General features: G+C 71.3%; 11 protein-coding genes. 5 read left to right on the forward strand and 6 right to left on the reverse strand.

The window, feature by feature from the left end; all coding sequences use genetic code 11:
* Positions 1 to 5: 5 nt before the first annotated feature.
* Complete coding sequence (locus tag ACIP82_RS22835; protein WP_400655641.1) at positions 6 to 1,115, reverse strand: Gfo/Idh/MocA family oxidoreductase; 1,110 nt, start codon at positions 1,113 to 1,115, stop codon at positions 6 to 8.
* Between the two features lie 79 nt (positions 1,116 to 1,194).
* Positions 1,195 to 1,470: a hypothetical protein gene (locus ACIP82_RS22840; protein WP_363606706.1), complete on the reverse strand. Its 276-nt coding sequence runs from the start codon at positions 1,468 to 1,470 to the stop codon at positions 1,195 to 1,197.
* A gap of 384 nt (positions 1,471 to 1,854) precedes the next feature.
* Here ACIP82_RS22840 and ACIP82_RS22845 point away from each other — a divergent pair, with 384 nt between their 5' ends.
* The 3 genes from ACIP82_RS22845 to ACIP82_RS22855 all read left to right on the forward strand — a co-directional run bounded on the left by ACIP82_RS22845 (position 1,855) and on the right by ACIP82_RS22855 (position 4,927).
* On the forward strand, positions 1,855 to 2,634 hold the full coding sequence (locus ACIP82_RS22845) for an HAD-IIA family hydrolase (RefSeq protein WP_363606708.1): 780 nt from the start codon (positions 1,855 to 1,857) through the stop codon (positions 2,632 to 2,634).
* A gap of 378 nt (positions 2,635 to 3,012) precedes the next feature.
* The gene (locus ACIP82_RS22850) at positions 3,013 to 3,690 is read left to right on the forward strand and encodes a uracil-DNA glycosylase (RefSeq protein ID WP_363606795.1); all 678 of its coding nucleotides are present in this window, start codon (positions 3,013 to 3,015) and stop codon (positions 3,688 to 3,690) included.
* A gap of 199 nt (positions 3,691 to 3,889) precedes the next feature.
* The gene (locus ACIP82_RS22855; RefSeq protein WP_400655765.1) at positions 3,890 to 4,927 is read left to right on the forward strand and encodes a glycoside hydrolase family 6 protein; all 1,038 of its coding nucleotides are present in this window, start codon (positions 3,890 to 3,892) and stop codon (positions 4,925 to 4,927) included.
* Positions 4,928 to 4,981: 54 nt separating this feature from the next.
* On the opposite strand, the gene ACIP82_RS22860 is transcribed toward ACIP82_RS22855, so the two are convergent.
* From ACIP82_RS22860 to ACIP82_RS22875, 4 genes are all read right to left on the reverse strand, one after another.
* On the reverse strand, positions 4,982 to 6,913 hold the full coding sequence (locus ACIP82_RS22860; protein WP_400655643.1) for a galactose oxidase-like domain-containing protein: 1,932 nt from the start codon (positions 6,911 to 6,913) through the stop codon (positions 4,982 to 4,984).
* A 42-nt stretch (positions 6,914 to 6,955) separates the two neighbouring features.
* Positions 6,956 to 8,980: a glycosyltransferase family 2 protein gene (locus tag ACIP82_RS22865; protein ID WP_400655645.1), complete on the reverse strand. Its 2,025-nt coding sequence runs from the start codon at positions 8,978 to 8,980 to the stop codon at positions 6,956 to 6,958.
* Positions 8,981 to 9,596: 616 nt separating this feature from the next.
* On the reverse strand, positions 9,597 to 10,244 hold the full coding sequence (locus ACIP82_RS22870; RefSeq protein WP_400655767.1) for a 3-oxoacid CoA-transferase subunit B: 648 nt from the start codon (positions 10,242 to 10,244) through the stop codon (positions 9,597 to 9,599).
* Positions 10,245 to 10,321: 77 nt separating this feature from the next.
* Positions 10,322 to 11,083, reverse strand: a complete 762-nt coding sequence (locus ACIP82_RS22875) for a CoA transferase subunit A (protein ID WP_400655647.1) — start codon at positions 11,081 to 11,083, stop codon at positions 10,322 to 10,324.
* Between the two features lie 345 nt (positions 11,084 to 11,428).
* Here ACIP82_RS22875 and ACIP82_RS22880 point away from each other — a divergent pair, with 345 nt between their 5' ends.
* Both ACIP82_RS22880 and ACIP82_RS22885 read left to right on the forward strand, forming a co-directional pair.
* Positions 11,429 to 12,706: a substrate-binding domain-containing protein gene (locus tag ACIP82_RS22880; RefSeq protein ID WP_363606714.1), complete on the forward strand. Its 1,278-nt coding sequence runs from the start codon at positions 11,429 to 11,431 to the stop codon at positions 12,704 to 12,706.
* Between the two features lie 29 nt (positions 12,707 to 12,735).
* A complete protein-coding gene (locus ACIP82_RS22885; protein ID WP_363606715.1) occupies positions 12,736 to 13,488 on the forward strand; it encodes an ABC transporter ATP-binding protein in 753 nt (250 codons plus the stop codon).
* Positions 13,489 to 13,559: the final 71 nt, after the last annotated feature.

The raw sequence follows: 13,559 nt of genomic DNA on the forward strand, positions 1-13,559 counted from the left end.
GCCGGTCAGTCCAGCCGGACGGTCGTCCCCGTGGCGGCCGCGGCGCGGGCCGCCTCCAGCACGGCGAGGGTGGCGACGGCGTCGTGCGGGTCGACCGGGGGCGGGGTACCGGGGGAGGCCAGGGCGGCGGCGATGCCCGCGTAGAAGGCCGGGTAGTCGCCCGGGTCGGTGGGGATCGAGGCGGCCGACTCGTCGGTGCCGAGGGTGCCGTAGTGGGCAGGCTGGTCGGTGCCCCAGGGATGGGTGCCGTCCGGCCGGCGGCCGGCGCGGAGCTCGGCCTCTTGCGGGTCCATACCGGACTTGACGTACCCGGCGGCGTCGCCGAGCACCCGCAGACGGGGGCCGACGAGCGGCGTGATGGCGCTGGTCCACAGGTGGGAGCGGGTGCCGGAGGCGTGGGTGAGGGCGAGGAAGGCGTCGTCGTCGACCACCGCGCCGTCCCGGCGGACGTCGATCTCGGCGTACACCGTCTCGACCGGCCCGAACAGGGTGAGCGCCTGGTCGACCAGGTGGCTGCCCAGGTCGTACAGGGTGCCGCCGACCTCGGCCGGGTCGGCCAGCTCCCGCCAGCCGGGCTTGGGCTTGGGCCGGAACCGCTCGAAGCGCGACTCGAAGCGGTGCACCCGGCCGAGCGCGCCCTCGCGGACCAGCCGCTGGGCGGTGAGGAAGTCGCCGTCCCAGCGCCGGTTCTGGAAGACGGAGAGCAGGGTGCCCTGCGACTCGGCCAGTCGGCACAGCTCCAGCGCGTCGGTGGCGGTGGCGGCCAGCGGCTTGTCGACCACGGTGGCCAGCCCGGCGTGCAGCGCGGCCCGGGCCAGCGAGGCGTGGGTGCGGTTCGGGGAGGCGATGACGACCAGGTCGAGCGCGTCCGGATCGGCGAGCAGCTGCTCGGGGGTGTCGACGGTCCGGGCGTCGGGGTGCTCCCGGTGCAGTCGGGCACGGCGGTCGGGGTTGGCGGTGACCACCGCGTCCAGCCGAAGCCCGGGAGTGCTGGCGATCAGCGGGGCGTGGAAGGCGGAGCCGGCCAGGCCGTAACCGATCAGGCCGACGCGGAACGGGCCGGAGGGACCGGACAGGCTGGACGGACGCAGCGGGGGGCGCGACGTGGGGCTCATGCGCTCCACTCAATCACGGGGCGCCCGGTTGGCCCCGGTTTCGGGGCGTTCCCGGCGACGCCTTCGGCGGGGCCGGTGCTCAGCGGGCCCGGGCGTCCCGGCCGCGGCGCTGGCGGTGGATGACGGCGATGGTGGCGCCGGTGAGCAGGACGGCGGAGCCGACCGAGGCGAGGATGCCGAGGGAACGGTCGGCACCGGTCCGGGCGAGGTTCGCGGAGGCGGCGGCCGGGGTGCCGGCCGAGGCGGCCACGGGGGCGGATCGCGCGGCGACCGTGCCGCCGACGGCGAGGGCGACGGCGAGGCCGGTGGCGGCGATCGGGCGGACGACGGCGGGGAGGAGACGGCGCACGGGCATGGCCGGAGGACTCCTTGGCGGGAGCGGGGTGAGGGTGGTGCCGCTCACGCTAGCCGGGCGGGGCCGAGGCGCTGAGGGGCGATCAGTGGGATTAGGGGTGGCTTAAGGCTTCTTTGAGGTGCGGGGCCGCCGGGGTGAGAGCGCCCGGGGCGGGCCGGTCAGGGTGGACGGCCGGCGGTGGACGCGTATTCCGGTGGGCGGGACCGGCTGCCGTCGAGCAGGTGTGCGGATTAGGCTGTGCCCCGTTGGGGCAGCCAGCAATACCCCCGGCGGTCCGGTGTCCCGAGGAGGGTCCGGCCGGTGGGAGGCGCAGCGGTGACGGCGGTGCGCCGCGGTTTTCGTACGACCAACGCAAGACGTTGCAAGACTTCGGGAGACACGCACGTGGCAGACCGCAAGCCCATCGAGTCCTGGCTGACCGACATGGACGGGGTCCTCATCCACGAGGGCACGCCGATCCCCGGCGCGGAGGAGTTCCTGCGTCGGCTGCGGGAGTCCGGCAAGCCGTTCCTGGTGCTGACCAACAACTCCATCTACACCCCGCGCGACCTCAGCGCCCGCCTGGCCGGCATGGGTCTGGAGGTGCCGGAGGAGTGCATCTGGACCTCGGCCCTGGCCACCGCGAAGTTCCTCAAGGGCCAGCGCCCGGGCGGCACCGCATACGTGATCGGCGAGGCGGGGCTCACCACCGCGCTGTACCAGGCCGGCTACGTGCTGACCGACAACAACCCGGACTACGTCGTCCTCGGCGAGACCCGCACCTACAGCTTCGAGGCGCTCACCAAGGCGATCCGCCTGATCAACCAGGGGGCTCGTTTCATCTGCACCAACCCGGACGAGACCGGTCCGTCCACCGAGGGCGTGCTGCCGGCCACCGGTTCGGTCGCGGCGCTGATCACCAAGGCGACGGGCGTCGAGCCGTACTTCGTCGGCAAGCCCAACCCGCTGATGATGCGCGAGGCGCTGAACACCGCCGGCGCCCACTCGGAGACCGCCGTGATGATCGGCGACCGGATGGACACCGACATCGTGGCGGGCATGGAGGCCGGTATGGAGACCATCCTGGTGCTCACCGGCCTCACCGCGGCCGCCGACGTGGAGCGCTTCCCGTACCGGCCGACCCGGGTGGTCAACTCGATCGCGGACCTGGTCGAGCTGGTCTAGCGGTTGCATTGCTGTACCGCTGTACCGCTGCACCGCTGCACCGGGCCCTGCCCTGGCCGACGGCCGGGGTGGGGCCCGTCTCGCGTGCCCGGTGGGGTTCACCGAGGAGGGCGGACGAGTGCGGCGGGGTCACGTGGGGATCGCGGCTGCTGCGGGTGCGGTGGCCCGGACGGATGTGGCTCCGGCGGAGTGGAGTGTCAGTCGGGCTGTGTAGCGTTCGGGGTGGAAGAGGGCGTGCGGCGCAAGGGCCGCGGCGCGTCCGAGGTCGGGGCGGTGCCGCGGTGAGCGGCCGTCCGGTGGGAGGTTGATGTCGTGACGGACACGGTCGAGGCAGGCGTGGTCGAGGCGGACGCGGTCGAGGCGGGATCGGGGGCCGGGCTGGAGCTGCCCGAGTCCTGGCGCGAGGTGCTGGGCGCCGAGGCGGAGAAGCCGTACTTCGCCGAGCTGGCGGCCTTCGTGGCGGCCGAGCGCGCGCAGCACCAGGTCTTCCCGCCGAGCGGGCAGGAGTTCTCCGCGCTGGAGGCCACGCCGTACGAGAAGGTCCGGGTGCTCGTCCTCGGCCAGGACCCGTACCACGACGACGGCCAGGCCCACGGCATGAGCTTCTCCGTGCTGCCCGGCACCAAGACGCCGCCGTCGCTGCGCAACATCTTCAAGGAGCTGGACGCCGACCTCGGCATCCCGGCCCCGGACAACGGCTACCTGATGCACTGGGCCGAGCAGGGCGTGCTGCTGCTCAACGCGGTGCTCACGGTGCGCGCGCACGAGGCCAACTCGCACAAGGCCAAGGGCTGGGAGAAGTTCACCGACGCGGTGATCAAGGCGGTGAGCGCGCGCGAGGAGCCGGTGGTCTTCGTGCTCTGGGGCAACTACGCCAAGAAGAAGCTGCCGCTGATCGACACCGAGAAGCACGTCGTGGTCCAGGGCGCGCACCCGTCGCCGCTCTCCGCCAAGCTGTTCTTCGGCAGCCGCCCGTTCTCACAGATCAACGAGGCGCTGTCGGGCTTCGGCGTCGACCCGCTCGACTGGCGGATCCCGAACCTGAAGCAGGGCTGACGCCGCTGGTCAGCTGACTCCTCGTCCGCCCGCCGCCGTCACCGGCAGTTCACCGGCCACGGCTGTCGGCCGGTGCCCGGTGTGCGAAGCTGGGGGCCGACCAGGTCGCCGGACCAGGTCTGGGGAGGGGCGGTACGTGCGCCGGGTAGGGCGAGGAGCGGGGTTCCGGTTGGCCGCGGGGGCGGCGCTGCTGGGGCTGATGGCGGGCACCGCGGGTTGCACCGACGGGAGTTCGGGCGTGGCGGGCAGGGCCGGTGGCGCGAGCGGGGGAACGAACGGCGGTACGCAGGGGGCGCCCGTGCCGGCGGCCACGGGCGCCGATACGGGCGGGGCCGGTGCCGGGCTCGCCCAGCTCCCCGGCCAGACCTTCTACGTCTCCGACCAGACCTCCGCCGCCCAACAGCTCGTCGCCCTGCGCGGCCAGGGCCGGACGGCGGAGGCCGACGCCCTGCTGAAGATCGCCGCCCAGCCCTCGTCCCAGTGGCTCGGCGACGAGGCGGCCGGCGGCATCGCCGAGAACGTGAGCCGGCGGGCCGCCGCGGCGGACCGCACCCCGGTCTTCGTCGCGTACAACATCCCGCACCGCGACTGCGGCCTCTACTCGGCCGGCGGCGCGGCCGACGCCGCGGCCTACCGGGCCTGGATCACCGGACTGGCGGAGGCGCTGGGCGACCGCAAGGCGTGGGTCGTGCTGGAGCCGGACGCCATCGCGCACACCCTGGACACCTGCGGCGGCGGGGCCAGGAGCGAGGTCTCGGCCGAGCGGTACGGACTGCTGGCCTTCGCCGTCCAGGAGCTGAAGAAGCGCCCGCAGGTCCGGGTCTATCTGGACGCGGGCAACCCCGGCTGGGCGCAGGACCCTTCGGCGATGGCCGAGGCGCTGCGCAAGTCCGGTATCGGCGTGGCGGACGGTTTCGCCGTCAACGTCTCCAACTTCTACGACACCGGCCGGAACGTGGCGTACGGCGGCGGACTCTCCGCGGCGCTCGGCGGCAAGCCCTTCGTCATCGACACCAGCCGCAACGGCAACGGCCCGCTGAGCGGCGAGGCCTGGTGCAACCCGCCCGGCCGCGCGCTCGGCGAGCCGCCCACGAACAACACCGGCAGGCCGGGCGTCGACGCCTATCTCTGGATCAAGAACCCCGGGGAGTCGGACGGCGAGTGCGGGCGCGGCGAGCCCCGGGCGGGCGAGTTCTGGCTGCCGTACGCGCTGGGGCTGGCGCGGGCGTCGGCCTGAGGCCGGGCAGTCGGGGGCTGTTGGGGTCGTGGTTCGTCGGGGCCGACCGGTGGTTCAGGCCGTCACCTGGATCCAGCGCGCGACCGACGGCGTCCCGGCGCCGTCCGTCACGAACAGCATGTACCAGCCGGGCGGCAGCAGGTTGGGGTTGGCGGGCAGGGTGAGCGAGACGTCGGCGGCCGATCGCCCGGTGATGTCCAGTGCCACCGAGCGCTGCTCGACATCGGTCGCGTGGGTGACCGAACTCGGCCGGATCAGCTTGGCGGTGGCGACGCCGTTCGGTGCCGCGGTGTTCACCGTGACGGTGCCGCCGAGCTTCGCGGTGGCCGGGGCGGCGGTCAGCTGCGGGCGCTCGCCGTGGAACAGGTACGGCGGGGTGTAGATCTCGATGCGCTGCTCGAAGGTCCCCGGCACGGTGTCGGCCTTGTCCGCGAAGAGCGGGTCGGAACCGAGGACGACCACCCGGCCGTCGGGCAGCAGCAGCGCCTCCGAGTGGTAGTTCCGTCCGACCGTGGGCTCGGCGGCGGTGGTGAACCGGTTGGTGTCCGGGTGGTAGACCTGCGCCTTGAGCAGGTCGCTGTGGTGCTTGCCCCGGTAGTCGCTGGAACCGCCGGTGGTGAACACGGTGTCGTCCGGCAGGATCACGCTGTTCAGGTAGCGGGTGCCGCCCGCCGGCAGGTCCGGGCCCGGGGTGAAGGCCGGCTTCGCGGCGGTGAGGTCGGCGATGTCCGTGCGGGCGGTGGAGAGCGGTGACTCGCCGACGCCCCCGCCGCCGAGCACCATCACCTTCTGCGCCTGCGCGGGCGGCAGCAGCACCGAGGAGGAGGTCTCGGTGAGGCTGGGATCCCGCAGCCCTGGGACCGGCTGGAAGCTGTTGTCCTTCAGGTCCCACAGCCCGGGCACGCGGCCCTTGTCCGCCGGGCCGTAGCCCGCGTTGGAACCGGAGTAGAAGAGCTTGCCGGAGGCGGTGAGGAAGATCGACGGGTACGTCGGAAAGTAGCGGTCCGGTGCCTTGGACCAGGTCTTGGCGGCCGGGTCGTAGATCTCGTTGTCGTTGCCGCTGAGGATCTGCCCGGTGTCGTCCAGCCCCGAGACGGTCACCACCCGGCCGTCGCCCAGCCCGGTGAGCGTCGGGTACCACCGCGCGTACGCCATGTCGGTGACCTGCTCGTACATCTCGGTGTCCGGGTTGAACTCGAAGGCGGAGCGGATGCCCTGGAAGTCCTGCTTCTCCAGCGTCATGCGGTCGCTCATGCCGTAGAGGTTCCGCGCCTCGGCACCGCTCAGGCCCTTGATGGTGTACTGGGCGGGGGAGTTGTCGACGTACGCCGCGCCCTGCGCCACCGCCTCCACGAACACGTGCTGTTCGCCGGCCTTGACGACGGTCCGGTCACCGGCGCCGGTCTTCACCGCCGCGGGGACGGTCACCTCGGCGGTGGACACGTACTCGCGCCCGTTCGGGCCCGTGAACACGGTGCCCTTGGGGAACGTCCGGGCGGCGTCCGGGTTCTCGTTGCGCACCCGCATGGTGCCGGCCGCCTTCTTCACCGTGCCGTCCAGTGCCTCGTAGCGCAGCGTGCCGCCGGCCACCAGAAGCCGGCCGTCGGGCAGCGCGGTGTGGCCGCCGCAGAACATGTCGGCCGGGGTCGGGACCGACTTGTAGGTGTTCTTGACCGGGTCCCAGAGCAGGCTCTTGAAGGTGCCCGCATCGAAGTTGCGCTGGTTGTTGCCGGAACCGGCGATGATCAGGATCTTGCCGGTGCGCAGCAGGGAGGCATGGATGGCGTTGATCCGGAACTCGGCGGGCAGGATGACGGTCTGCCAGTGGCCGTACTCCGCCTTGTAGCCGGGCTGGCTGATCACGTACTGGTGGTACTGCTCGTTGGCGAAGCCGAGCACGGCCGGCGCGTTCATCCCGGCCACGGTCAGGGCTACCGTGCTGCCGAGGGCGAAGCGCTTGGTGCGGCCGGTGTTGCGGATCTTCACGGTGGTTCGTCCTCTCGTGGTGCGTCCCCTCGTGGTGCGGGCTCAGTGGGTGGTGGTCCGTGCGGTGGGCGCGGTGTCGCTGGTGCGGCCGGTGCTGGCGGTGTCGGTGGTGCTGGTGCGGCAGGTGGGGCCGGTCGCGGGGGTGGTGCTGGTGCTTGTGCCGGCGCTGGTGACCGAGAGGGTGGACGTCGGCCGGGCCCGGCGTCGGCGGATCGCGTCGGCGGCCAGGACGAGCATCGGCAGCAGGCTGAGGAACAGCGCGATGCAGGCCCAGGTGCGCATCGCGATGTGGTCGTGGCCGGTGAAGAAGGAGGCGGTGACCGCGCCGCCGAACACCAGGACCCAGAACAGGTGGATGCGAAAGGTGGCCACCCGGTCGCGGCTGGTCGAGCCGCCCTTCGGAGTCACCACGAAACGGCTGCGGAGGCGAAACACCGCTTGGAGAAACGATGCTGCATAGATCGGCCCGCTCACCGCCGACATCACCATGCCCGCCACCCCGGACGACCCGGCCGGCTCGTGCGGGCTCACGTTGTGCTTGCGGTTCCAGGTGTAGAGCAGCACCTGGAGGGCGGCCGCGTCGCTGTACAGCATCATCCAGATCTCGGACGACACATGGATGCCCGAGGCCCCGAAGCCCAGGTAGAGCACGCTGGACACGCCGCCGAGCAGCCAGGTCAGCGCCGCCATCGGGTAGAAGCAGACCATCAGCGTGTAGTTGAGCAGCCGACCGGGCGACAGCCCCCAGACGGCGCGCCAGTACTGGGTGAGGAGTGTCTCGTAGGTGCCCCGGCTCCAGCGGAGCTGCTGGGAGAAGAAGTCCGTCCAGGAGGACGGCCCCTCGCCGACCGCCAGCACGTCCGGGGTGTAGACGGACTTCCAGCGCTCGCCGGTGGCCGGGTTGCGGCGGCGGTGGAACTCCAGGCCGGTCGCCATGTCCTCGGTGATCGAGTCGTACAGACCGCCGATCGACTGCAGGGCGCTGATCCGGATGGCGTTGTTGGTGCCGACGAACATCGGTGCGCCGTAACGGTTCCCCGCGCGCTGGATCAGCGCGTGGAAGAGGAACTGCTGGCTCTCCGAGAACTTGGTGACCGCCGAACCCGAGCTGCGGTAGTTGCCGTACACCTGCGGGCCGACGACGAAGGCCACGTCCGGGTCGCGGAAGTAACCGAGCATCCGCTCGCAGAACTCGGGCAGCGGGACGTGGTCGGTGTCGACCGCGACCCAGAAGTCGTAGCCGCCGCCGTAGGCCTGGAGCCAGCTGTTGTAGTTGCCGTGCTTGGTCTTGGCGCGAAACCTGCCCTTGCGCTGGTTCCAGCCCGCCACCCCGTGCCGGCTGAAGTGCCGTACGCCCAGCTCCGCGCAGAGTGCGCGCATGGCAGGATCGTTTCCCTCGTCGAGCAGCCAGACGTCGTACGGGCCGTTGTGCCGGACGGCGAGCGCGGCGGTGAGCGTGGTGCGCACCATCTCCGGCGGTTCCTTGCCCGGCACACAGGTGGTGATGAACGCGACCCGGCTGCCGGCCTCGGGCGTGACCGGCACCGGGTCGCGGGCGGCCAGGGTGGCGTGGGTGTTGGAGACGACGTTGACCAGCCGGAACATTTCGACGACCGCGATGATTCCGATCATCACCTTGTCGCCGATCAGTAACCAGGAGTGGGTCTCGCCCGGCCGGACCGGCCAGTGCCCGGGCAGCAGCAGCCAGACGAGCAGCACGGCCTCGACCACCGGGGCGGCCAGCAGGAGCAGCGCCGCCCGGATCCGGTGCGGCTCGCGCCTCAACAGGCTGCGGTACTGGACGCGGTAGGGGGGGTGTGGGGCGGCCTCGGTGACGGTGCGGGGGTGGGCGTAGACGGAGGCGTAGTCGTAGGCGTGCGTGCCAGGGTGGGTGTCGGGGTGGTCTTCCGGAGCGACGGGCGGGCCGGCGAGGCGGCTGAAGTGCGCGTAGTCGTACGGGGCTTCGGGGACGGGTATGGAGATCAGCTCGTCGTCGACGGCGGCCGCGCCAATGGTGGAAGCGGCCGAGGACTCGGGGCCCGACTGCCGTGAGAACAGCTTGATCATGTGTGGCTCCCCCCGTGGCCGGTCGTGCGGACCGGCCCGTTCGTGCGTGTTCCGACCGGGGGTGGGCGATCCGTAGTCCCGTTGCTGCGACCGTACTTGGGCCGCGCTCGCGACTGACCGCTCCCCCCGGAGCCTTGCTTTCGAAGCAGAACACCGCCCGGACAGTCGTGGTGCGTCCAGGCGGTGTCCGGGCCGTCAATCGCTAAAACGTGTACGACCGATTTTGACATGTGACTGCTTGGCTGCTTCGAATGCGGGATAACCGATCCGCCCCGGACTCCCCTCCGGGTGTGCGGGATCCCCGACGCGCCCAACTCTCCCGGAGCCCCGGCCTGATCGCAACCGATCTGAGAAATGATCATTGCGCAAGAGTGAAGATATGACGGTTCTTGGCCATTCGATCATTGGGGGGTGCTATTGAGATGGATTTGTGCACAGGTCGCTTCACGGCTTTGTCGCTTTGGATAGTTCGAAAAACATACGACGGCCGGACCACTGCACGGGGTGGTCCGGCCGTCGGGTCTTCGAGTGCTCCCGGGGTGGTGTGTCCGGTTGCTGTGGGGCTGGGTGTCGTGGGGCTGGGTGTGGCGGGACTGGTTGCCGTTCGGCCGGTTTCTCAGCCGACGGCCGGCAGGAGGGTGGGGCCGGTGGCCGCCTGAACTTCGCCGAACCCCACCCCCGGGGCCGTCTCCACGAGGCGCAGCCCGGCGGGCGTGACATCGATGACTGCCAGCTCGGTGACGATGCGGTCGACAACTCCACGCCCGGTGGCGGGAAGTGAGAGCTCCTCGACGATCTTCGGCGATCCGTCCTTCGCGGTGTGCTCCATGACGACGATCAGCCGCCGGGCGCCGTGCACCAGGTCCATGGCACCCCCCATGCCCTTGACCATCTTGCCCGGGATCATCCAGTTGGCCAGATCGCCGGTGGCCGAGACCTGCATCGCGCCGAGCACCGAGACATCGATCCGGCCGGCTCGGATCATGCCGAAGGAGAAGGCCGAGTCGAAGTACGAGGCGCCGGTGGTGACCGTCACCGTTTCCTTTCCGGCGTTGATCAGATCAGGATGCTCGGTCCCCTCCACCGGGTACGGGCCGACGCCGAGGATTCCGTTCTCCGAGTGCAGCACCACATGGACGTCCGGCGGAAGGTGACTGGGGATCAGGGTCGGCAGACCGATTCCCAGATTGACGTACTGCCCGTCCCGCAGCTCCCGCGCGGCCCGTGCGGCGAGCGCGTTCCGCAGGTCGACCGCGGCGGACATGTGGGTGGGCAGGTGGGGAGGTGTGGGTGCGGACGCGGCGGCGGGTACCGCGGCGGACAGTTCGGTCGACATCGCGGTCAGGCCTCCTGAAGTGCGGTGCGGACGGTCCGGCGCTCGATGCGGCGGTCCTCGGGATCGGCGGCGACCACCCGGTCGACGTACACCCCGGGCAGGTGGACGGCGTCCGGGCCCAGTTCGCCCGGCTCGACGATCCGGTCCGCCTCGACCAGGGTGATCCGGCCGGCCGCCGCGCAGAGCGGGTTGAAGTTGCGGGCGGCGGCGTGGAAGACGCAGTTGCCGTGGCGGTCCGCCACCTCGGCGCGGACCAGGGCGAAGTCGGCCGTGATGGCCTCCTCCAGCAGGTACCGTCGGCCGCCGAACTCCCGGACCTCCTTGGGCGGCGAGGCCAGCGCCACCGAACCGTCCGGCGCGTACCGCCAGGGCAGCCCGCCCTCCTCGACCTGGGTGCCGACCCCCGCCGGGGTGAAGAAGGCCGGGATACCGGCACCCCCGGCCCGCAACCGCTCGGCCAGGGTGCCCTGCGGCGTCAGCTCCACCTCCAGCTCGCCGGAGAGGTACTGCCGGGCGAACTCCTTGTTCTCGCCGACATAGGAGGACGTCATCCGTGCGATCCGCCCGGCCCGCAGCAGCAGGCCGAGCCCCCAGTCGTCCACCCCACAGTTGTTGGAGACCACCCGCAGGCCGGTGGTGCCGGCGGCCGCCAGGGCGCCGATCAGGGTGCTGGGGATGCCGCAGAGGCCGAACCCGCCGACGGCCAGCACGGCTCCGTCGGGGATGTCCCCGACCGCGTCGGCGGGGGAGTCCAGGACCTTGTCCAAGTGGTCACCTCATGAGGGGGAGGGGCGGAGAGGGGTGGGGGCGAGGGAGGCGGGCGAGCCTGTGCAGGCGGAGGGCGACGGAATGCCCGCGTGCGTCCCGTTCGAGCCCCACCACCGTCACCGGGCGCGGGCCGCCCCTGCCATGGCGGTGGCCGCCACCCATGTGCGCGGATGCATGGTGGACATCCACACTCGGTGGCCGACGGCAGGGCTCTGGTTCAGCGGTATGGCGGTCCGAACCACATCCTGGGCTCCTGATGCGTCGTCCGGGCACATGTCGCGGCTCTCATGGCACACCTACGGTTCCGGCATCCACCCCCGCAGCACCCTCAGGAGTCGGTCACCATGCGCAGCTCGACAGCCCTCACCAGGACCGCCTCCGGCACCCTCGCGGGCGCGGCCGTGACCGCCGGCCCCGGGCGCAAGCTCGTCGCCGCCGCGGCGTGTGTCCTCCTCGCGGCCGGCTGCGCCAAGGCCGGCACCGCCGGTACCACCGCGGCGGACGGTGGAGGCGGCGCGAAGAGCCCGGTCAAGGTGGGCCTGGTGTACTCCAAGACCGGGCCGCTGGCCGCGTACGGCAAGCAGTACCTGGAGGGCTTCAAAGCGGGGCTGGACTACGCGACCAAGGGCACCGGCGCGGTCGACGGACACAAGATCGAGTTCGAGGAGCAGGACGACGCCGGGGACCCGGCCAAGGCGGTGTCGGCCGCAAAGGACCTGATCGGCAAGGGCCACAAGATCCTTGCCGGCTCCACCGCCTCGGGCGTGGCCCTTCAGGTCGGCCCGATCGCCGCCCAGAACAAGGTGCTCTTCATCAGCGGTCCGGCCGCCGCCGACAAGGTCACCGGGTTGAACAAGTACACCTTCCGTTCCGGCCGCCAGTCCTACCAGGACATCAAGACCGCGGCCTCGTTCATCGGCGACGCCAAGGGCAAGAAGGTCGCCGTGCTCGCTCAGGACAACGCGTTCGGGCAGGCCAACGTGGCCGCCGTCAAGGCCGTGCTCGGTACCCAGGGCGCCACGGTCGACTCGGTGCTCGCCCCGCCGAGCGCGACCGACCTGACCCCGTTCGCCACCCAGGCCAAGACCGCCAAGCCCGACCTGCTGTTCGTCGCCTGGGCCGGTGACACCTCCTCGGCCCTCTGGACGGCGCTGAACCAGCAGGACGTGTTCGCCGACACCAAGGTCGTCACCGGTCTCGACCTCGCCGCCTCCTACCCGCTCTTCGGCCCGGCCAGCGAGAAGATCTCCTTTCTGAACCACTACTTCGGTGGAGCCGCCGGTACCCCGGTGGAGAAGGCCATGGACGATGCCGTGACCGCCGGCGGTGGCAAGTCGGACATCTTCACCCCCGACGGCTTTACCGCCGCCCAGATGATCGTGCACGCGGTCGAGGCCAACCACGGATCCACCGACGACACTTCTGCTCTGGTGAAGGCGCTGGAGGGCTGGAGCTTCGACGGGGTGAAGGGCCCGACCACGGTGCGCGCAGAGGACCACGCCCTCCTCCAGCCGATGTTTCAGGTCCGGTTGACGGGCAGCGGGGCGGCTGCCAAGCCCTCCGTGGAGAAGACGCTGACCGCGGACGAGGCGGCGCCCCCGGTCACTCCGATGGCGGGCTGATCGACATGCCCGGTCCTGCTTCGTCCACCATGGCCCCACCGGTCCTGCGACTGAACGGCCTCGGCTGGTCCGTCCGAGGGGTGCCGATCGTCGAGGACGTCTCGTTCTCGGTCGGGGAAGGCGAGTTCGTCGCCTTCATCGGACCCAATGGTGCTGGAAAGACCTCCCTCTTCAACCTGATCTCCGGCATCTACCCGGCGAGCCACGGCAGTCTCGAACTCGACGGCGCCGACATCACCGCCGAAGCCGTCCACGCCAGGGCGCGCCGCGGGCTCGGCCGTACCTTTCAGACCTCCTCTCTCTGGCCGGGGATGACGGTGGCCGACCACGTCCGCCTGGCCGCCCAGGCCGCAGCCGGACCGCGTGCCTCCTACCGGCTCTGGCGTCGGGCCGACCGCTACCCGACCCAGGTGGCCGACACCCTGGAGCGCACCGAACTCACCCATCGGGCAGACACCTTGGCGAGTGCGCTTTCGCACGGCGAGAAGCGGAAGCTCGAACTCGCCGTCCTGCTGGTGTCCGACCCCCGGCTCATCCTGCTGGACGAACCGATGGCCGGCGTCAGCGCCGAGGAGGTACCGGCGCTCACCGAACTGATCCGCTCCGTGCACCGCGATCTCGGCCGCACCGTACTGATGGTGGAGCATCACATGGACGTCCTGCTCGACCTGGCCGACCGCCTTGCCGTGATGCACCACGGCACGCTGCTCGCACTGGACACTCCCGAGGCAGTGATGGCCGACGCCACCGTGCAACAGGCCTACCTGGGGGAGGCGCTGTGACCGACTCTCCGCTCCGTGCCTCCTCCTCCTCGGGTTCCTCCGCTGTCTCCTCCTGCCCTGTATCTGCGGAC

The sequence above is a fragment of the Kitasatospora sp. NPDC088548 genome, assembly GCF_044753005.1.
In the GTDB taxonomy this organism is placed as follows: domain Bacteria; phylum Actinomycetota; class Actinomycetes; order Streptomycetales; family Streptomycetaceae; genus Kitasatospora.

Coding starts and splice junctions, on each gene's coding strand:
- ACIP82_RS22885 (WP_363606715.1), top strand. CDS start 12,736: ATGGCCCCACCGGTCCTGCGACTGAACGGCCTCGGCTGGTCCGTCCGA.
- ACIP82_RS22840 (WP_363606706.1), bottom strand. CDS start 1,470: ATGCCCGTGCGCCGTCTCCTCCCCGCCGTCGTCCGCCCGATCGCCGCC.
- ACIP82_RS22855 (WP_400655765.1), top strand. CDS start 3,890: ATGGCGGGCACCGCGGGTTGCACCGACGGGAGTTCGGGCGTGGCGGGC.
- ACIP82_RS22835 (WP_400655641.1), bottom strand. CDS start 1,115: ATGAGCCCCACGTCGCGCCCCCCGCTGCGTCCGTCCAGCCTGTCCGGT.
- ACIP82_RS22880 (WP_363606714.1), top strand. CDS start 11,429: ATGCGCAGCTCGACAGCCCTCACCAGGACCGCCTCCGGCACCCTCGCG.
- ACIP82_RS22870 (WP_400655767.1), bottom strand. CDS start 10,244: ATGTCCGCCGCGGTCGACCTGCGGAACGCGCTCGCCGCACGGGCCGCG.
- ACIP82_RS22865 (WP_400655645.1), bottom strand. CDS start 8,980: ATGATCAAGCTGTTCTCACGGCAGTCGGGCCCCGAGTCCTCGGCCGCT.